Genomic DNA, 19231 nt, shown 5'->3' with positions numbered 1-19231 from the left:
TTACTGATGAAAACTATTTAGTGACGTTAACCGCGGCACCTTCGCTGAGGTTGATCTGGCCAGTTGTAATCACCGTTTCGCCTGATTTCAATCCTGACAAAACTTCGATATTATCCCCCACTTCACGTCCTACTGCAATCTTACGCTGCTTGGCAACACCATTTTCGACAGTGTACACGTACGGGTTACGCACACTTTCAACCAATGCACTTCTAGGAATCAGCAATGCATTCTGGCTGCTTTTTTGCTTGAATTCCACGGTTACGAATGTTCCGGCACGCAGCTGATTTGAGTTTTTGATAACAATCTCAACCGGATAGTTGTGCGATTCGTCGCCTTGCGGAGCGATGTACGAGATCACGCCGTCGATTTTTTTATCAGGAAAAATGCTTGTACTCACTTCCACGTGCTGACCTTCTTTCAATTTATAAACATCATTTTCCGAGATCATCACCTGCACTTTCAGGCGCGAAACGTCGAGGATCGTTCCCAGAGAAGTACCCACGTTCACAAACTCGCCTGGCTCAATGTTCTTCTTAATCACGCGGCCGCTGATCGGCGCTGCAATGGAAGCATCATTGATCTGCTGTTTGATCTGCTCAGCCTGGTTCAAGGCATTTTCGTAATTGTATTTGGTATCGTTCACCTGAATCTCAGTCGCTGCGTTTCCTGCCAGAAGCTTCGAATAGCGTTCGGTATCTTTTTTCAGTTTATTGATATTCAACTCTGTCGCTTCCAGTGAAAGCTCTTTCAGTTTGCTGTCCACTTTCACAAGCGTAGCACCTTGCGAAACGTAGGTACCCAGGTCGTATTTAACCGACAAGACCTTACCCGCCGAAGTCGCCATAATCTCGGCTTCTTTGAATGGAATAAGGCTACCCGTACGTACCAGGTCCTGGCTTGTACTGCCTTCTTTAACCGCTACTGCAGTTACCGGAATGGTTACATTCTTGTTATCCGGCATTACTTTCTTTGCGTCCATCTTGGACTTGTTCGCTACCAAACGAAACCCGATTAAGAGTCCGATTATCAGAATGGAGCTTGCTATTATTATTTTCCTTTTCATGGAAGTTTAATTTTGACCGGGTCGCCGGTGCGATGATTGAATGACTGAATGAATGAGTGAATGTTTTCTTATTTTCTATTAATGACCCAATGACTATAAATGACCTAATAACCGTAAATGACCATCAATGATCCTTACGGCAACGCTGTATAAAAGTCATTTAAACTACCCTGCGATTGTTCAAGTCCGAGCTTGGCCTGGTAGTAGCTCAGCATTGAATTGATGTAGTTACTCTGGGCTTCTTTATAGGAAGTTTCTGCATTCAACAAGTCCGAAAGTGTTACGGTACCTTCTTTATATTGAAGTGTCGTCACATCGTACACTTCTTTGGCCAAAGTCACATTGCTTTCGTCGTTTGTCAGGTTCAGCTTCGCTTTTTGAAGCTGGGTTGTTGCATTGTGATTTTGAAGCTCGTAATTCTGCACATTCAGTTTCAGCTGTTCGTTTTGTGTCAAAAGATTCAGATCAGCCTGCTTGTATTGCGCGTCTCTTCTGAAACTGTCAAAAATCGGAATGGAAAGCTTAACGCCAATTGCACCGAAACTAAACCAGTTACCCCACGATTCACCCAGATTCTGTCCAAGAGACTGAATACCATATCTTCCATAAACAGAAAGCTTGGGAAGATATCCGGCTTTGATCCGCTCCTTTTCGATCGCCTGCAATTCCATATTAATATTCTGGATTTTGAAGTCGGTCAGATTAGCTACATCCAGTTTGTCCGGCTCCACTAATTTGAAAGGCTGGCTCAATGGATTGTCAGTCAGCACCAATTGTTCGCCCAGCGGCATTCCCATTTGGAATTTCAACTGGTTCTGAGATAAAATCAGGTTACTTTCCGCCAGTGTAAGCTGGGATTTGATGTTATTCAAGCTCACTTGTGTACGGTCATAATCCACTTTCTTGATTACGCCATTATCTAGCTGCAACTGCAAAGTCCCGAGTATCTGCTGCGTTTTTTCAAGATTGTCCCTTAAAAGATCAATCTGCGCCTGCGTTATGAATACCTGGTAATAAGCATTCGTCACGTTGTAAATGATATTCTCCTTGGTTTTGCGGGAATTCAGTTCCGCATTCTCAACGTTTGGCTTGTTTGCTTTCAAACCAACGAGTAGCTGACGGTCAAAAATCACCTGATCTGCCTGGGCCGAAACGTTCGTCGAGTACTTGGTACCCAAGGCCACACGCCGGTCTTCCCCACCAAAGAGCGCGCCCGGCAACACCGTAGATTGCAGCTTGATGTTATCATCCAATGCACCATTTCCAACTACCTGTGGCAGATAACCCGCCAACGCTTCCCTACCCTGCTGCACCGCTATGTTCTCCTGGTACTGGGCAATCTTTACATTCCCGTTATTCTTTATCCCGTAGGCAATGCAATCTTTCAGGCTCAGCTGGGTTTGCGCCCAGGTATTCCCCGAAGTTGCTGCTATTGTGAGGATTGCAATAATCCATGCTCGTTTCATTTTCTTCTTGTTTGACTTTTGTGGCTAACCCTAATTAGTTGACACCTCTACTGGTGACATATCAACTATTTATATAAATTTTTTTATTTTTCTATGACTGCCGTAACTCTGTCTAAAAACCCCATGAATGTCTTGCGTTCGTCCTCGGTGAAATGCTCCATTACCTGGTTGTCAAATGCAATAACCAAAGCCTGAATGCGCTCGCATACGAATTTTCCACTTGCAGTGAGCGTTACCATATTCTTTCTTTTGTCCTCTATATCACTTTCAATTTTCAGAAACCCGTCTTTATGCAACGTCTGCACAGAACGCTGAATGCCCGCTTTGTCTTTTTGCAGCACATTTGCAATGTCCTGCTGCGTCATCGCATGTTCCTGGAAATATACAACCATTAATATCGGCAGCTGCTCGGCAAGTACCGGAATTCCTTCCTGAACCAACTGCGCATTCATTTTCCTAAATACAACCTTTGTAACGATCCCCAGCTTAAACTGCAGGGAATTCTTCATATCCTCTCTCAAACAGAAAAATTTGTTTAGTACCGTGCTCATGATGGTGCAAATGTAAATTGTGTTGATATATCAACCAAATGTTGAGAAGAAAAGTTTTTTGAAAGGCAAAATCAAATGGTAAGTGGTTAAAATAATCATTGAAGGCAAAAGGAATGAATAACTGAATAGCCGCATCCAGCAAAAAAGCCGCAGAGTGGCAAAACATCGGTAAAAACGGGTACAACGAGGCGCCAATCTGTAGTGAAGCAACATTAAACAAGCGTAATCGCTAAAAGCCGCAGAGCGGCAAAACATCGGTAAAAAAACGGGTACAACGAGGTGCCAATCTGTAGTGAAGCAACATCAAACAAGCGTAATCGCTAAAAGCCGCAGAGCGGCAAAACATCGGTAGAAATGTACGATCAAACCGAAACGCCAAATCCCGTAGGGATGCGACGACAACACATTTACGCAAAATCGGTGCAAATTCACGTTGGATTTTGCACCGATTTTTACCAATATAACATGCCTGGCGGCATTATTACCGTACGGGCCTTACCTTTCTACTACCGATGTTTTATGCCTGACGGCATTTTTTTGGTCGATTGTTCGTATTACCTCCCCAGCGTTTTAATCAGCATTCCTTTGGTTACTTTATCTGAAAGGCCCATTCCGTTGATGATGGCTAGTTCGTCCATTTTGTTGTCGGGCTGATTGTTGTCCTTCAATGCATCCTTCAAAGATCCGTCGCGTTGGACGGTTTTGATGCGGATACGCTCAGGCTGACGATTCAGGATGTTCTGGTCGGTTACTGATTTGAAGCCTTGTGCTACATTCCTGAATGTACCGAGGTTACCGGCAAAGTTGGCCGGGGCCGCCACACCATGGATCACATAAACGTTTCCTCCATACTGGATCAGCCAGGTTGCCACCTGAATGGAACTGGCTGCTGCCTGCCCCGATTGCGCTTGCGCGACCTGCTGGGAGATCATCGCAATGGCGGGGTTACCGTTAATCGTAGTTTTGTTATTTTCAGAAACCTGTAGACTGTAATTCTTCACCACAGCCTGAGCTGCTTCTTCGAGTGACTTACCTTCTGCCATCGCAAAAAGCATCATCGACTTGCCATCTTTGGACGCCATTTGAAATTGTGCAGGAGAGTTTTCATACTGCCAGCCGCTTGGTACCGGAAACTGGAACCTCAGCTCGGGATGGTAAAACTGATTGTTTTCCACAAAACCCTGTTTAGGATCGGTACCATATATAATCCCTTCGATTTTACGCAGGTAAGCATCGCGGTTGACATTGTACTTGCCAGGGTGCTCCGCCTGGTATTGTGTTGCCAGCTTGTCTACCTTATTCCTCCTGTCGCCCGGATCGGGGTGGGTTGACTGGAAAGTCGGGATCGTTTGCCCGGCTTTTTCACTGATCTTTTTCAAGGTCCCGAAGAAATCAGCCATTTCCTTGGCATCATATCCGATTTTACTCGAATACTCCACACCAATTTTATCCGACTCCGTTTCATGCTCGCGGCTGTAACTTAAAAGCAGCAAACCCAAAGCCTGCTGCGTTTGCTCTGCCAGCCCGCGAACCGTTTCCGACAATACCATACCTGCCAGCAAACCTACTTGCCCGAAGATCTGGGATGTTTGCTGCCGGGCCGAGTGGCGCGCCGTAATATGGCCGATTTCATGACCAAGTACCCCTGCAAATTCTGCTTCATTATTGAAGTGCGCCATGATACCCCTTGTGAAGTATACGTAACCGCCAGGCACAGCAAATGCATTTACAACCGGCGAGTCAACAATGAAGAATTGATAAGGTAAATCTGGTCTGTGGGAGATATTTGCCATTGCTTTTCCTTTCTCATTGATAAAGGATTGCAGGTTTTTATCGTCGTAAATACCCATTGTAGCCACAATAGAAGGGTGTGATTCAGCGCCGAGCGCGATCTCCTTTTCTTTGGACATGAATATGATTTCCTTTTTTCCTGTAACAGGATTTTTAGAACATCCGGTAAACAGGCCTGCTGCTGCAAGACCAAGCAGAATGTGAAATTGAAATTTCATTTTCATACAAACTCGAAAAATGATTGTTATTAAAGGGGTCGGTCCAAAAACGTTTGAGACTCTGAAGATCTGAAAGAATCATGCCAATTCTTCCGGCTCGCAGGACCGTTGCGGCTGCAATTAAATATATTTCCCATTAACTCCGCTTATTCCCTAAATTACGCCCCGGTGGTATAATAGTTGTTGATCAATCAATCCAAAAATCCCGTCGCCTTTGAAGTACATTTCCCTGACACTATGAATTTGAAAAAGACAACATTCAGTCTCCTGCCGCGCTGGCTCGTCAGGTTTGACTTTTTTGGAATTTTCGAAAAAGATCCCTTCGGCAACTATCTCATATTTAAAAGGTTGCTGATTTTTATTCTGGGCTGGTTTACTTACTACAGATATACAGCTGTCAATAAAATAGAAATAATCGGAGGCGATCAGCTGCTTGACCTGCCTGATCACGGTGTACTTTTCCTGTCTAACCACCAGACCTATTTCGCAGATGTAATTGCCTTCTTTCATATTTTTTGTGCTGTCAAATGGGGCTACAAGGATACGATCCGGCCACCATTTTATCTCTTTTCTCCCCGGGCAAGATGCTATTATGTCGCGGCGTCGGAAACAATGAAAGAAGGGATTTTACCCAAATTATTCAGCATGGGCGGTGCCATTACCATTGAAAGATCGTGGAGGGCGAATGGAGAAAATGTGAAAAGACAGCTGGATAACTCAGCACAAGACCGTATCGGAATGGGGCTGAGCCACGGCTGGGTAGTGAGTTTTCCACAGGGGACCACCAAACCGTATGCCCCTGTACGTAAGGGTACCGCCCACCTCATCAAAGAACATCAGCCGATCGTGGTACCTGTTGTGATCAATGGTTTCCGACGGGCTTTTGATAAAAAAGGGCTGCGATTTAAAAAGCGTAATACGCGCCTTACTGTCCATTTCAAAGCACCAATGCACTTTTTGCCTGATGAATCAGTCGAAGAAATGGTAGATCGTGTCACGAAAGCAATTGAGCAGGAAGCGCCAAAAGATGGATTAGCCACTCCGGACAGCCAGCCGGTATAGATTTTTACATATCCTGTATATGGGAAAAAAAGTATTGATCACAGGCGGCTCCGGCCTGATCGGAAGACGGTTAACACAGCTTCTGCTCGCAAAAGGCTATGAAGTGGCATACCTCAGCCGGAGTAAGAAAGCAATTCCATCTGTGAAGGTATTTCAATGGGATATCTCGAAAAACTACATTGAAGAGGGCGCATTGGAAAATACGCATTTCCTGATTCACCTGGCAGGCACCGGGGTAGCCGAAAAGCGCTGGACTGACGAACAGAAGAAATTAATTATTTCAAGCCGGGTTGATACCATTCATTTGATTGCAGAGAAATTAAAGGAGAAAAACATTCGTCCCGCTGCATTCGCATCCGCGTCGGGCAGCAGCTACTATGGCGAGGATAGCGGCGATGTGAAAAATACCGAAGACTTCCCGCCGGGAAATGATTTCTTGTCCCATGTTACCATTGAATGGGAAAAAGCAGCAGATAAGATAACAGAACTTGGAATAAGAACGGTAAAGCTGCGTACCGGCATTGTATTAAGTAATGAGGGCGGCGCATTGAAACAAATCGCTGCACCTGCCCGATTCGGTTTCGGCGCGCCACTTGGCTCAGGGAAACAATGGATCAGCTGGATCCACGTCGACGATCTTTGTAATATGTACATTGAAGCGCTCGAAAATGAGAACTGGCAGGGAGCTTACAATGCAATTACGGATGCAGTCACCAATGAGGAATTTACGAAAGTGATCTGTAAAGTACTGAATAAGCCACAATGGGCGCCCCATGTACCTGCATTTGCATTGCGCATCGTTTTTGGCGAAATGGCGAATGTAGTGTTAGGAAGCAGCTACCTGATTGCAAAGAGGATCAAAGAAGAGACCGATTTCAAATATCAGTACCCTGATTTGCGGGGAAGCCTGGAGGAAATTTTAAAGTGAACTTCGGCTGTCGGCCGTCGGCTTTCAGCTTTTTCTTACTTAGTATGGCTTCGCTTTTACAAGCAACAAACAAGCCGACGGCCGATTGCTGACAGCCGACAGCTAAAAAATTACTCCTCCTCTTCCTCCTGCGCCGTCAAAACCTGCGCTGTTGCCAGCCACTTATCTCTTTGCAATTTGCCGCGGAAATCGTCCATTACATTCAGCTGAATATTTCCATTGCTGAAAACAGACATTTGTAACCCCACAAAAGAAAGTGCCTCATTAAGGCGGGTTTCAAGCGGCTCGTTGGTGAAAATGCATTCTTTCCAGTACCACTCCATTGTTTCGCCGGCTACTTCTTCCACGATCGCGATGTAATCTTCAACGGAATAGCCTGTGAATGGTTTTCCGAAACGTAGCCAGAGCAACCGCATGACATCGTCGAGAGATTGGCCGTGATTGGTTTTCCTGCGTAAATACAAATCGAGGATCAATGCAACTAACGCACCTTTATGGTAAACGGAAACCTTACGGTTGGGTATTCCTTTTTCGTAGCCGTCGAGCCAAAGGTCAAAGGAAGATTCAGCCAGCGACTGAGATGCATTTGCGCTGTTCTCGAAGTGTCTTTTCATATATACCTGCAACTCTTTTACATAAGTCTCGTCGGTGAAAACACCGGCGCGTTTCAGAAAAAGATCGCCATAATAGGTAGTGCAGCCTTCGGCGACAAAGCAGGTTTGAAAGTAATTTTCTTTGGTAAAATCGTAAGGTAACAACTCCTTTGGCCGGATCCGGATGACATTCCAGGCGTGAAACAGCTCGTGGGAACTTACGCCAAGCAAATCAGAATACAACCCTTCACCTTCATCGTCAGGACCAAGTACGATCATCGTCGAGTTCTGGTGCTCTACGCCATGGTAAAATGCGGTTGGCAGGATGAGGTTAAGAAAATGGTAGTCCTCTTCGGGAAACTCTCCCATTGTCGCGATCTGCTCGCGTGAAAAGCGCCTGAAATCCCGTTCAATGCGCCGCCAGTTGGGTTTCAGGTTTCCATGCATCCATATCTTGAAATGCACGCCACGCACGTAGTACTCACATTTCTGCAAAGTTTCGGAAGCGAGCAGCGGACTGTCAACCAGTTGATAGAAGTCGCGTGCTGCCAGGGTATTTGGTCCGGAGGAAGGTAACCCGCACGCAATCGTATATCCTGCGGGCAGGTCGAGATACACTTCGTAAGGCTCGGAAATCCGGCCTTCGGTATACATGCAAAAGTTGATAAAATTGAGGTACCAAAGCTCCTCGTCAACATAACTGGTACCTGCATTCTGACTTATTGCGTAATATGAATAGCGTATTCTAACTTCTTTCTGGCCGGCTGTTCCAACCTGCCAGCGATCTTTGGTTACTTTATGAATAGGCAGTTTATCTCCGCTGGCTGAAATAGCTTCAATAAATTGAATATTTTTGGCAAAATTTTGAAGCTCATATCTACCGGGCCGCCACGCAGGTAGCTGTATCTCAATAACATCACTGTCTATTTCCGGGATAGTATAGGTAATAAGAATAAGGTGTGACTGGGGCTCTGCGACGGAAATGTGGTAATGCATAAAGGTTACAGTAGTATAAGAGAGGCCTGGGCGGGAATAATCTGATAAACCAAAAACAAATGCTGGGTCGTTACCAGTTAACAATACGATAAAATAAATGATTTTAAGATGAAAAGCAAAATCCTCCTGAGCTGCACACTTCTGTTACTTATCCTGACCAGCGTCAATTTATATGCGCAAAACGACGAATACTATCGCCCGGATTCACTGAGAAAGGAAGCTCCCAACCAACGAAAGGATTATACGCCTACTAACACAAACCGGCTTGCGGAAAAGAGAAAAGAAGTTGATTTCAAACAGCTTCCATTTAAGGACAGGCTGCGGGCGGGTGGGGGCTTCGGATTGAGCCTCGGCACATTCACGAACATCAACCTGTCGCCGATGGTTGGTTACGAACTGACGGAAAAGCTGGTCGCCGGTGTCGGAGTGACATATATGTTTTTCAAACAACGCTACTTCGATTCTTATAGCTACTATGGTGGAAAGGGCTTCTTTATGTACAATGTAATCAAGCCCGTGAACCTGATCGCGGAACTGGAACCTTTGAATGTGGTAGGAAATTATCAGAAAAGGCAATGGATCGTATCTCCCATGCTGGGCGCTGCCTACTCCGTACCAACAGGCGGCCGCATTGCCAAGGCGGTTCACTTTACCTTATTATATAATCTGAATTATTACAATCAGGTAGATAACTCTGCCGGACCTGCTGCTGCTATTACAAATTTATCTCCTTACGGCAGCCCGCTGGTTTTCCGCATTACTTTACTTTGATATACAAGCCGCAGAAACTGGCTTGATTTTTTGTCTTCATTTGAACTCTTCGCGCAAATGGAGACTTTTTTCTTTTATACAAACCACAATTATGGAAAATCCTGTTTTAATATTTGGTGCAGGCGACCTGGGAGTACAGGCGCTGGATATTTTTAAAAGAAATAACGTACTCGTTTACGGACTACTCGACGATACCACGGAACTGCATGGTAAGGAATTTGGCGATGTCAACGTAATCGGTTCCACAGACGATACAGGTTATCTGAGTATTCTCGGATCCAAATGTGAAGCCTTCGTTGCCATTGGAGATAAAGTGGTAAGAGAAAGGCTTGTAGAAACATTGACCGAAGAGTACAAAGTTATGCCCGTGAATGCAGTTCACGACACAGCTATAATTTCCGGAATGTCGGCAATTGGTCACGGTAATCTTATCGGAGCAAAAGTTACTATCGGGGCGAAAACGGTTGTCGGGCACCATTGCCTGATCCAAACGGGCGCGTTGCTGGATACCTCAGTGCGCGTCGGCGACTTTGTTACGATTGGTACCGGCGCTATCATCAATGACAGGGTGCATTTAGGTGACGGCGCATTCATTGGTTCCGGAGCAGTGATCGTTGCAGGAATTGAAGTAGGCAAGAATGCGAGAATAGGCGCAGGATCAGTAGTAGTAGAAAACGTGCCTGCGGGTGCAACCTACTTTGGAAATCCTGCAAGGAAGATTTGACAAAATTCAGTCACATCTTTTTTATTAAAACCAAACACATTACCTTTGCACTCCTTTTTGAGAGAAAAAGTGAAAGAGCTAAGTAAATACAACATAGACATTTACGGTTTGGAGGACAAACAGTATGACTATGATATGGAGTCCGGAGACGCTTTTTTCGAAGAACTGGAACAGGATCTGATCGAGCAAGGGCACTTCAAAACACACGTTGTTTTGAATAAATCAGCCACTATGATCCAGCTTCAGTTCCACACGGAAGGCGCAGTTACATTGACCTGTGACAGAAGTCTCGAAACATTCGAAGAGCCTATTCATTCCGACGAACGCATTATATTAAAGTTCGGCGACCACAATGAAGAGCTTACCGAAGAGATCGAGATCATCAGCAGGAACACTAACAGGATCAACGTTGCCCGCTATATATTTGATTTTATAGCGTTGTCTCTTCCAACCAAGAAAATACATCCGAGTCTGCGGACCGAAGATGACGATCTGAACCTGGAAGATGATGACGAAGAAGCGATATTGGTTTACTCATCTGCCGAAAACACCGATGAGCAGCCGGAAGAAGAAGGACCCGTAGATCCGCGCTGGGAAGCCCTGAAAAAGCTAAAAGGCGAATAATAGTCCCCTGCGCCCCGTTATCCGTTGGCTAAAGCCGAACGGAAATGGATGCGATCAATGTAAAATACCCGGATCTGTTGGCTAAGGCCTACGGAAATAGATTATAGTCAATGACCGTCGGCTTCAGCCGACGGAGTTTAAAAAGAAAACAAAAACAATTAGAAATAAAGCATCATGGCACATCCTAAGCGGAGACATTCCACTACACGTCGCGATACACGCAGAGCGCATGACTTCCTTACCGGAAAGCAGCTTGGCACAGATTCAACAACAGGAGAAATCCACCAACTACACCGCGCCCACGTTCACGAAGGCAACCTTGTTTACAGAGGAAAAGTTGTAGTTGAAAACTATACTAAAACAGTTTAGTATCAGTCGGTGAACATATCAATTTCGCAGCAGCCCTATAAAAGTTGTTGCGAAATTCTTTTTTACTACGGCACATCTGCTAAATTTACACCTTCGAGTTCTAACTTATTTGTCTAAAATAACAGCGTGTAAATGAAAATTGCGGTAGATGCTATGGGGGGAGATTTAGCTCCACATGCAATTGTTGAAGGGGTTATCCAAGCCTCTTCTGAGCTACCATCCGAGGCGCGAATCGTTTTAATCGGACGTGAAAATGTGATTTGGGAGATATTCAATCAACACAATTTCACCCCTTCTAATGTTGACGTTGTTCACGCAGAAGATGTGATTGAAATGGGCGAGCATCCTACGAAAGCCCTTTCTCAAAAACCCAATTCCAGCATCGGAGTTGGATTCAAGCTTCTGAAGGAAAAAGAAGTTGACATTTTCTGCAGTGCAGGGAATACGGGAGCTATGCACGTTGGCGCCCTTTTTAGCATTAAGTCAATTGAAGGAATCTTAAGACCCGCTATTGCCGGCTTTGTACCGCAGGTAGGTGGCGGCCATTCCATTATGCTTGATATCGGTGCCAATGCAGATTGTAAACCCGAAGTACTGGCTCAGTTTGGTGAAATCGGCTCCATATTTGCGCAGTACACCTTTCAGATAGAGCGCCCGAGGGTTGCTTTAATGAACATCGGCGAAGAAGAACAAAAAGGCTCGCTCACATCTCAGGCGACCTACCCCCTCCTTCAACAAAACAAGCGCATTAATTTTATAGGAAACATAGAAGGGAAAGATCTCTTCACAAACAAAGCCGACGTCATCGTAACTGATGGCTTCACCGGCAATATATTGTTTAAACTGGGTGAATCTCTGTACGAAATCTCCAAAAAAAGAGGATTTCAGGATGATTTTATCGACCAGACGAACTACGAATCAATCGGAGGCAGTCCTATCATAGGTGTTAACGGAAATGTCATGATCGCTCATGGAATTTCGTCTCCGCTGGCAATCAAGAACATGGTTGGCTGGGCTTACAAACAGGTTAAGTCCAAAGCATATTTGCATATTTCACAAGCACTGAGTTAGTCGGAACCACCTATGATTAAACAGCAACTGTCCTTTTTACCAAAACCTATTCGGATTTTGAATAGTTAATTTATCATGACCCATATAAAAGCCTCTATAACAGGAATACAAGGGTATGTGCCTGATTATATTTTGACGAATGCCGAGTTGGAAACAATGGTTGCGACGAACGATGAATGGATTGTAAGTCGAACGGGTATTAAAGAAAGGCGTATTCTGAAAGGAGAAGGCTTGGGAAGTTCACATATGGGTGCTGAGGCTGTGAGAGGTTTGTTGGCAAAAACAGGCACCGCACCCGCAGAAATTGATCTGTTAATCTGCGCTACAACTACCCCTGATTTCATATTCCCCTGCACAGCTAACCTGATCTGCGATATGGTGGGCATCCGCAATGTAGGAAGCTTCGATATTCAGGCCGCGTGCTCCGGATTTTTATATGCATTGACACTCGGCTCGCAATTCATTGAGACCGGAAAATATAAAAAGGTCATCGTTGTTGGTACTGATAAAATGTCCGCAATCGTGGATTATACCGACAGGAAGACTTGCATCTTGTTTGGTGACGGTGCGGGCGCTGTCTTGCTGGAACCCAATTCAGAAGGTAATGGCATTAAGGATTCAATCATCCGGTCCGATGGTGCAGGGTATCCATACCTGAACCAAAAAGCAGGAGGAAGCCGCTTTCCGCCTACTCACGAAACTATTGAAAAACGCCAGCATTTTGTTTTTCAGGACGGTGCACAGGTATTCAAGTTTGCCGTTACAAACATGGCTGACGTTTCAGCTGAGATCATGGACCGCAACGGCTTGAAAGGTCCCGATGTAAACTGGCTGGTACCACACCAGGCCAACAGGCGCATTATCGAAGCCACAGCTAACAGAATGGGTGTAGGAATGGAGAAAGTGATGGTGAATATCCAGAAGTACGGTAACACCACTGCTGCTACAATCCCGCTCTGTCTCTGGGACTACGAATCACAACTCAAAAAAGGGGACAATCTTATTCTCGCTGCATTTGGCGGCGGTTTTACCTGGGGCTCGATTTATCTGAAATGGGCTTACGATCCGAAATAGGTTACCCCGAATACAGACTTTAATATTAATTTTTGATTATATGGCAACTACTGCAGATTTGCGCAACGGATTGGTGATAGATTTCAACCATGATCTTTTCCAGGTGATTGAATTTCAACATGTGAAGCCAGGGAAAGGCAATGCATTTGTCCGCACCAAGTTGAAAAGCCTTACTACCGGAAAAGTACTGGATAACACCTTCTCTTCCGGCGCGGGTATTACACCGGTACGTGTTGAAAGACATAAATTCCAGTATTTATATAAAGATGAGGTTGGATATAACTTCATGAATGCTGAAACATTTGACCAGGTTTTGATCGATGAGAAGCTGGTTACAAATGCGGATTTGATGAAAGAAGGCCAGGAGGTCGAAATCCTCATCAACACAGAAAACGACGTTGCTTTACTTTGCGAGCTGCCTCCGTTTGTCGAGCTGGTAGTAACTTACTCAGAACCCGGCCTGAAAGGCGATACTGCCAACTCGCCGAAGAAAGCAATTGAAGTCGAAACAGGAGCCCGGATCATGGTACCACTTTTTATTGAGGAAGGCCAGAAGATCAAAGTGGACACCCGTACTTACGATTACGTAGAAAGAGTAAAATCATAACTTTTTGAAATCTGTGAGGTAAATGGCCTTTGCGAGTTGCTTATTATCAAGCCTTTGAGGTTGAGATCACCACAGTTTAAATTTGAATAAATGGAAACCAGAGAAATCCAGAAATTGATTGACTTCATTGCCCAGTCGGGACTTGATGAAGTGAATATTGAAACTACCGATCTTAAGATCAAGGTAAAACGTTACGGTTCGGCTCCTGCAGCATCGCCTACTTCTGTGCCTGCCGCAGTAACTGCCGCTCCTACAACTGCGCCTCCGGTACCTACAACTGCAGTAACGCATTCTGCACAGACTGAACCAACTGCTCAGGCAGAGTCCGGCTCTTCCAATCTGATAACAATTAAGTCCCCGATGATCGGTACATTCTACCGCGCATCCAGCCCTGATACCCCCGCATTTGTAAGTATCGGCGATGAAATCAAACCAGGCAAAGTCGTTTGTGTGATTGAAGCAATGAAGCTTTTTAACGAAATTGAATCTGAAATTTCAGGTAAAATCGTGAAAGTTCTTGTTGAAAACGCTACGCCTGTTGAATTCGACCAACCTCTATTTATTGTAGAGCCCGCCTAAGGCGAGAGACGGTCTGCAAAACCAAATTGATTTTATGTTTAAAAAGATACTCATTGCCAACCGGGGCGAAATAGCCCTGCGGGTTATCAGGACCTGCCGTGAAATGGGCATTAAAACGGTAGCTGTTTACTCTACTGCTGACAGGGACAGCCTCCATGTAAGATTTGCTGACGAGGCCGTTTGTATTGGTCCTCCCCCAAGTCGTCAGTCGTATCTGAGCATTCAAAATATCATATCTGCTGCCGAAGTAACCGGTGCTGACGCAATTCACCCGGGCTACGGATTCTTATCTGAAAATGCCGAATTCTCGCAGATATGTGCGGATTATGGCATCAAGTTCATCGGTGCAACAGCCGCCCAGATCAATGGTATGGGCGATAAAGCCACTGCAAAAGCAACCATGATCCAGGCCGGCGTACCTGTTGTTCCCGGATCCGAAGGTTTGCTGGAATCGATTGAACAAGGTAAAAAGCTTGCAGAAGGGATCGGATATCCGGTTATCATTAAAGCTACTGCCGGTGGCGGCGGACGAGGGATGCGGATTATCAACAAGCCCGATGAATTCGAGAAAGCCTGGAACGATGCACGTACAGAATCCGCAGCTGCATTTGGAAACGACGGCTTGTATCTCGAAAAATTCGTTGAAGAGCCCCGACACATTGAAATTCAGATAATCGGAGATCAGTTCGGTAAGGTTTGTCACTTATCCGAGCGTGATTGTTCTATTCAACGTCGCCACCAAAAGCTGGTGGAAGAAACTCCGTCGCCTATTATTACGCCTGAATTGCGTGAACAAATGGGAGCCGCTGCGATCAAGGGCGCACAGGCAATCGGATATGAAGGTGCTGGAACAATCGAGTTCCTGGTCGACAAGCACGGTGATTTCTATTTTATGGAAATGAATACCCGTATCCAGGTAGAGCACCCGATTACAGAGGAAGTAACTGATTTCGACCTGATCAAAGAGCAGATCAAAGTTGCCGCAGGTTACCCGATTTCAGGACAAAACTATACTCCGAAGCTATACGCAATGGAGTGCCGCATCAATGCAGAAGATCCTGCAAACGGGTTCAGACCAGCGCCGGGAAAAATCACGAACTTACATTTTCCAGGTGGTCACGGGGTGAGGATTGACAGCCACGTTTACAGCGGCTACACCATTCCTCCAAACTACGATTCAATGATCGCCAAGCTGATCGTCAGCGGGCAGTCACGTGAAGAAGTACTTACCCGTATGAAGCGAGCATTGCAGGAGTTTGTGATAGAAGGAATAAAAACGACTATCCCATTCCATATCAAATTGATGGACGATCCGGGTTTCAAATCAGGGAATTTCACTACGAAATACCTTGAAACATTCGACTTTAAGTCGCTTTGAAACTGAATACAATATAAAGCAAAACGCCGGCTAAGTTCCCTTGGCCGGCGTTTTGCTTTTTAATAGCGTAGTCTTAACTGATTATTGCCAGCATCTTGTAAGCTGCATCCATACCTTCCCTGATCGTCCTCACAGAAGGAGTTCCGTGGTAGTATCCTGCGAGATGAAGCGTATCGTAGGCTTCATTCAGATACGAGAGCAGTGTTTTGTTATATTTCCTCAGCCTGCATCTGTAATCTTCAATGCTTTTCGGCTTGACAAATTTACTCCCTTCTTTACGTTTCAGATATTCATCCGCGATCATCAATGCCGCATTGTAGGCTGTTCCCGATGCCATTTGAACGTATTTGATATCGTGGTACTCGCTCCCTTCTTTCCTTGCCTTTGTAGTTAATATCTCCTTCGCATTTGAAAGGTACCTGTCGATTTCCTGATGCTGCATGTGTGTACTTCCGGTTTAAAGTTCATGTAAATGCAAGTTAGTCAATTATAAAACTTAAATCAGAATACATGATCTTGGACCATTTATCGATTATCCACCGGAAAATACATTGAGATTTCAAACCACCGCTGGCAGCGAATAAGGTGCGCGGTAATTCCTCGTCAGCAGCTTGTTAGCGTCTTCGTCTCCAATGAACTTCTCGGTTTTTGGATCAAAGGTCAACGCTTTTCCTGTTCGGTAGGCAATGTTTCCCAAGTGTGCGAGCCCGGATGATAAGTGAGCCGTCTCCACAGGGGCATTCAACAGTTTCGGGTCTTTCGCTACCACAGCGTCAATGAAGTTCTTGTAATGATCTCCACCTGCTTTGCGGGTCGGTCCGGGCTTCTTCTCTTTTCCCAAAAATGTCTCATAATAATCGTAGCCTTTCACAACCATGTAACCCTCAGATCCATAGAAGATATTGCCGATCCCCGCGCCGCCTTCATCGTTTGTCATCCAGGGACGTACTTCAAACTCGATCATCTTTTTCTCTTTCGGATAAACGAAAGATGAAGTCAGCAGCTCGGGTGTTTCCTTCGCATCGTTCCACAAAAACTTGCCTCCGGAAGAGGTGATTTTTTCGGGAAATGTATCTACCCCCAGTCCCCACATGCACATATCCGTTTCGTGGATTCCCTGATTGCCAATATCTCCATTCCCATAGTTCCAATGCCAGTGCCAGTCATAATGCACGTAGTTTTTTGAAAACGGCTTCATTTCGGCAGGTCCTGTCCACAAATCGTAGTTTAATCCCGCGGGAATCGCCTCAGTTCCTTTATCACCAATATCCGGCCGCCATTTGTAAACCAGCCCTCTCGCCATATATACTTTCCCGATCAACCCGTCGCGCAAGTGTTTTACAGCTTCCTGCAATGCCACCGAACTGCGCAGCTGAACTCCGTGCTGCACAACACGTTTGTACTTATGCGCGGCTTCTACCAGTTTGCGCCCCTCATGAAGATTGTGCGAACCCGGCTTTTCCACATATACATCCTTCCCGGCCTGGCAGGCCCATATAGCAGCCAGTGCGTGCCAGTGATTGGGCGTCGCGATACTTACTGCATCAATGGATTTATCTTCAAAAACCTTCCGCAGGTCATTTTCTGTCTTGACCTTCTTACCCGTCTTTTCTGCAAATTCCTTGGCTCTCAGCTGCACAACATTGTTGTCAGGATCACACAAAGTAGCTACCTCCACATTGGCCAGGTCGTTGAAACCGGCTATGTGGCTCTTTCCTCTTCCATTAACACCCAAAACAGCTACTCTCACACGGTCATTTGCACCGAATGCACTTGCCGGCACAATGTAAGGGATCGATAATGCAACAGCCGCACCTGTTGAATTCTTGATAAAATCCCTCCTGGAAACTTCATTTTCGTTTTTCATATTCAAGAGTTTAAGACCAGATTACCTTATAATATTTCTGACTACAAAAGATCAATAAATGCGCAATTGCTTTTTGGATTAATGCTAATGAGAAGTACGATTGATTGCTACTTTGGTACTATTACTTTACATGATTTGTATGATCCCATATGCACTTACCGTCAGAATAGAAACCACACTGACCCAGAAAAAAGCATCGTACAGCAGCGAGGGCTTTAATGCACCCGGCAAATCACGGAATCGGAACACGAGGGATACGTAAACAATAAGCAGCAGCAAAACAGAGGTAGCAATGCCGCCCAGTGTTACCATCATGACAGGCGATTGAAAAAATAGAAATAACACGCACCAGACAACAGGCAAAGCCCAGGATAGAATACCAATTGTATTACGCTGACTGGCTTCAGTATCAAATTTCATCCAGCCCAGTTGTCCGAAAGCGTCACCCCAAACACGCGCCCAGCTGGCAGTTGCAGTAAAAAGGGTTGAGTACAAGACAAAGAATGCGCCGACCAAAAAGAGGTTCTTAGCCCAGGGGCCTAGTGTCTCAGTGAATATCCCGGACAATGTTTCAACCATCTTATATCCTTCCGGAACATTACCCTGACTGTGCAAAACTGCTGCTCCCAGCAAGTAAAAAGCCGCAGTGACGATGGTATATACGACCATCGACAAAACAGCATCCAGATACATGACATCAAACCAGCCTTTTGCCCGCTCGCTCCATTCCCTGCTGTTGTCGTTTGGACCGGAATAAGCTGCGTAGCCTTTTTCAATGCACCAATAGTTGTAGTACATAATTTCGTCGCCGCCGACTCCCGTAATGCCGAATGCACCGAATGCAGCTGCGACCATTCCTGCGGGAAGTGTGAATTCAAGTCCGCTTTGGATATCCGGCCATTTAATGGCGTATTGCGTATCCTGTAATAGGAAGAGGGAGATCAGTATGACGGAGGTAAATAGCATAATCATTACCAGCGAGCCTTTTTCAACTACGCTATAATTCCCTTTGTACACCCAAAAAGAGGTTAGCAGAACAGAGATCACCGCCCACGCATTAACAGGTATACCAGGCCACGCCATGTGCAGCACAATCGCAACTCCACCTACAATGCCACCTACCTGTAACAGTTTCAAGCCTTGCAGCGAGAGCCACAGCCAGATACTCCAATGTGCCTTTCCAAGCCTCAATCCAGGCAGCTGGTTGAAGTTATGCATGATGAAAGTGCCTGAATAGATTGCGTTCTTACCGAATTCGAGCTGTAAGGCAACCTTTGCCAAACAACTGAGAATGATAATCCAGAACATGACAAAACCTGCCTTTGCCCCTAATGCAGTAGTGGCGATAAGCTCGCCGGAGCCGACGATGGCGGCGGACAGGATAAAACCAGGCCCGAGATAGCGGAGCCTGCCAAAGAATGTAGTGGGAGGATTCAGGATTTTGGCCATTGCAAAAATGCTTTTAGCCAAAAGCCTGATTTTGAAGTTAGTTACTT

General features: G+C 45.5%; 19 protein-coding genes. 11 read left to right on the top strand and 8 right to left on the bottom strand.

The features are described from left to right. Positions 1-13: 13 nt before the first annotated feature. The 4 genes from AC1XTG_RS04905 to AC1XTG_RS04890 form a co-directional block, all read right to left on the bottom strand. A complete protein-coding gene (locus AC1XTG_RS04905) occupies positions 14-1066 on the bottom strand; it encodes an efflux RND transporter periplasmic adaptor subunit (protein WP_056279689.1) in 1053 nt (350 codons plus the stop codon). A gap of 134 nt (positions 1067-1200) precedes the next feature. Beyond that, the gene (locus tag AC1XTG_RS04900) at positions 1201-2532 is read right to left on the bottom strand and encodes a TolC family protein (RefSeq protein ID WP_056279687.1); all 1332 of its coding nucleotides are present in this window, start codon (positions 2530-2532) and stop codon (positions 1201-1203) included. Between the two features lie 83 nt (positions 2533-2615). Beyond that, a complete protein-coding gene (locus AC1XTG_RS04895; protein WP_056279685.1) occupies positions 2616-3083 on the bottom strand; it encodes a MarR family winged helix-turn-helix transcriptional regulator in 468 nt (155 codons plus the stop codon). A 554-nt stretch (positions 3084-3637) separates the two neighbouring features. Further along, positions 3638-5098: a M48 family metalloprotease gene (locus AC1XTG_RS04890; RefSeq protein ID WP_056279684.1), complete on the bottom strand. Its 1461-nt coding sequence runs from the start codon at positions 5096-5098 to the stop codon at positions 3638-3640. A 231-nt stretch (positions 5099-5329) separates the two neighbouring features. Here AC1XTG_RS04890 and AC1XTG_RS04885 point away from each other — a divergent pair, with 231 nt between their 5' ends. After that, a complete protein-coding gene (locus tag AC1XTG_RS04885; protein ID WP_056279682.1) occupies positions 5330-6154 on the top strand; it encodes a lysophospholipid acyltransferase family protein in 825 nt (274 codons plus the stop codon). Positions 6155-6173: 19 nt separating this feature from the next. Then, positions 6174-7082, top strand: a complete 909-nt coding sequence (locus AC1XTG_RS04880) for a TIGR01777 family oxidoreductase (RefSeq protein ID WP_484841213.1) — start codon at positions 6174-6176, stop codon at positions 7080-7082. A 110-nt stretch (positions 7083-7192) separates the two neighbouring features. Here AC1XTG_RS04880 and AC1XTG_RS04875 read toward each other — a convergent pair whose 3' ends face one another. After that, complete coding sequence (locus AC1XTG_RS04875; protein ID WP_484841212.1) at positions 7193-8671, bottom strand: M61 family metallopeptidase; 1479 nt, start codon at positions 8669-8671, stop codon at positions 7193-7195. A 108-nt stretch (positions 8672-8779) separates the two neighbouring features. Here AC1XTG_RS04875 and AC1XTG_RS04870 point away from each other — a divergent pair, with 108 nt between their 5' ends. The 9 genes from AC1XTG_RS04870 to accC all read left to right on the top strand — a co-directional run bounded on the left by AC1XTG_RS04870 (position 8780) and on the right by accC (position 15868). Continuing rightward, positions 8780-9442 carry a hypothetical protein gene (locus AC1XTG_RS04870; protein ID WP_484841211.1) on the top strand — a complete coding sequence of 221 codons (663 nt, stop codon included), beginning with the start codon at positions 8780-8782 and terminating at the stop codon, positions 9440-9442. Between the two features lie 91 nt (positions 9443-9533). Further along, the gene (locus AC1XTG_RS04865) at positions 9534-10166 is read left to right on the top strand and encodes a NeuD/PglB/VioB family sugar acetyltransferase (RefSeq protein ID WP_484841210.1); all 633 of its coding nucleotides are present in this window, start codon (positions 9534-9536) and stop codon (positions 10164-10166) included. A 45-nt stretch (positions 10167-10211) separates the two neighbouring features. Continuing rightward, entirely contained in the window at positions 10212-10790 is a 579-nt protein-coding gene (locus AC1XTG_RS04860) for a YceD family protein (RefSeq protein WP_484841209.1), read from the top strand. Positions 10791-10964: 174 nt separating this feature from the next. Beyond that, a complete protein-coding gene (gene rpmF / locus AC1XTG_RS04855) occupies positions 10965-11159 on the top strand; it encodes a 50S ribosomal protein L32 (protein WP_082489058.1) in 195 nt (64 codons plus the stop codon). 132 nt (positions 11160-11291) lie between these two features. Beyond that, positions 11292-12230, top strand: coding sequence for a phosphate acyltransferase PlsX (plsX, locus tag AC1XTG_RS04850; protein WP_056279671.1), 939 nt, complete (start codon positions 11292-11294; stop codon positions 12228-12230). 75 nt (positions 12231-12305) lie between these two features. Further along, positions 12306-13304, top strand: coding sequence for a beta-ketoacyl-ACP synthase III (locus AC1XTG_RS04845; RefSeq protein ID WP_056279669.1), 999 nt, complete (start codon positions 12306-12308; stop codon positions 13302-13304). Positions 13305-13344: 40 nt separating this feature from the next. After that, positions 13345-13911 carry an elongation factor P gene (efp, locus tag AC1XTG_RS04840; protein WP_056279667.1) on the top strand — a complete coding sequence of 189 codons (567 nt, stop codon included), beginning with the start codon at positions 13345-13347 and terminating at the stop codon, positions 13909-13911. A gap of 90 nt (positions 13912-14001) precedes the next feature. Beyond that, entirely contained in the window at positions 14002-14490 is a 489-nt protein-coding gene (gene accB / locus AC1XTG_RS04835; RefSeq protein WP_056279665.1) for an acetyl-CoA carboxylase biotin carboxyl carrier protein, read from the top strand. A 34-nt stretch (positions 14491-14524) separates the two neighbouring features. Continuing rightward, entirely contained in the window at positions 14525-15868 is a 1344-nt protein-coding gene (gene accC / locus AC1XTG_RS04830) for an acetyl-CoA carboxylase biotin carboxylase subunit (protein WP_056279663.1), read from the top strand. A 73-nt stretch (positions 15869-15941) separates the two neighbouring features. Here accC and AC1XTG_RS04825 read toward each other — a convergent pair whose 3' ends face one another. The 3 genes from AC1XTG_RS04825 to AC1XTG_RS04815 all read right to left on the bottom strand — a co-directional run bounded on the left by AC1XTG_RS04825 (position 15942) and on the right by AC1XTG_RS04815 (position 19184). Continuing rightward, entirely contained in the window at positions 15942-16310 is a 369-nt protein-coding gene (locus AC1XTG_RS04825) for a DUF5618 family protein (RefSeq protein WP_056279660.1), read from the bottom strand. Positions 16311-16427: 117 nt separating this feature from the next. Continuing rightward, entirely contained in the window at positions 16428-17735 is a 1308-nt protein-coding gene (locus AC1XTG_RS04820) for a Gfo/Idh/MocA family protein (RefSeq protein ID WP_484841208.1), read from the bottom strand. Between the two features lie 126 nt (positions 17736-17861). Continuing rightward, a complete protein-coding gene (locus AC1XTG_RS04815; RefSeq protein ID WP_484841207.1) occupies positions 17862-19184 on the bottom strand; it encodes an Nramp family divalent metal transporter in 1323 nt (440 codons plus the stop codon). Positions 19185-19231 lie beyond the last annotated feature (47 nt).

The organism is Dyadobacter sp. HNCC25DJ183 (assembly GCF_056895175.1).
The sequence above is the reverse complement of the archived record's forward strand: the minus strand, read 5'-3'. Positions and strand labels throughout refer to the sequence as shown.

Bases quoted from the DNA above. Each gene is read 5' to 3' on its own strand.
- rpmF (WP_082489058.1), top strand. From the start codon at position 10,965: ATGGCACATCCTAAGCGGAGACATTCCACTACACGTCGCGATACACGC.
- AC1XTG_RS04885 (WP_056279682.1), top strand. From the start codon at position 5,330: ATGAATTTGAAAAAGACAACATTCAGTCTCCTGCCGCGCTGGCTCGTC.
- AC1XTG_RS04905 (WP_056279689.1), bottom strand. From the start codon at position 1,066: ATGAAAAGGAAAATAATAATAGCAAGCTCCATTCTGATAATCGGACTC.
- AC1XTG_RS04865 (WP_484841210.1), top strand. From the start codon at position 9,534: ATGGAAAATCCTGTTTTAATATTTGGTGCAGGCGACCTGGGAGTACAG.
- AC1XTG_RS04890 (WP_056279684.1), bottom strand. From the start codon at position 5,098: ATGAAAATGAAATTTCAATTTCACATTCTGCTTGGTCTTGCAGCAGCA.
- AC1XTG_RS04895 (WP_056279685.1), bottom strand. From the start codon at position 3,083: ATGAGCACGGTACTAAACAAATTTTTCTGTTTGAGAGAGGATATGAAG.
- AC1XTG_RS04900 (WP_056279687.1), bottom strand. From the start codon at position 2,532: ATGAAACGAGCATGGATTATTGCAATCCTCACAATAGCAGCAACTTCG.
- AC1XTG_RS04815 (WP_484841207.1), bottom strand. From the start codon at position 19,184: ATGGCCAAAATCCTGAATCCTCCCACTACATTCTTTGGCAGGCTCCGC.
- AC1XTG_RS04880 (WP_484841213.1), top strand. From the start codon at position 6,174: ATGGGAAAAAAAGTATTGATCACAGGCGGCTCCGGCCTGATCGGAAGA.
- AC1XTG_RS04825 (WP_056279660.1), bottom strand. From the start codon at position 16,310: ATGCAGCATCAGGAAATCGACAGGTACCTTTCAAATGCGAAGGAGATA.
- accC (WP_056279663.1), top strand. From the start codon at position 14,525: ATGTTTAAAAAGATACTCATTGCCAACCGGGGCGAAATAGCCCTGCGG.
- AC1XTG_RS04875 (WP_484841212.1), bottom strand. From the start codon at position 8,671: ATGCATTACCACATTTCCGTCGCAGAGCCCCAGTCACACCTTATTCTT.
- AC1XTG_RS04820 (WP_484841208.1), bottom strand. From the start codon at position 17,735: ATGAAAAACGAAAATGAAGTTTCCAGGAGGGATTTTATCAAGAATTCA.
- AC1XTG_RS04845 (WP_056279669.1), top strand. From the start codon at position 12,306: ATGACCCATATAAAAGCCTCTATAACAGGAATACAAGGGTATGTGCCT.
- AC1XTG_RS04870 (WP_484841211.1), top strand. From the start codon at position 8,780: ATGAAAAGCAAAATCCTCCTGAGCTGCACACTTCTGTTACTTATCCTG.
- efp (WP_056279667.1), top strand. From the start codon at position 13,345: ATGGCAACTACTGCAGATTTGCGCAACGGATTGGTGATAGATTTCAAC.
- plsX (WP_056279671.1), top strand. From the start codon at position 11,292: ATGAAAATTGCGGTAGATGCTATGGGGGGAGATTTAGCTCCACATGCA.
- accB (WP_056279665.1), top strand. From the start codon at position 14,002: ATGGAAACCAGAGAAATCCAGAAATTGATTGACTTCATTGCCCAGTCG.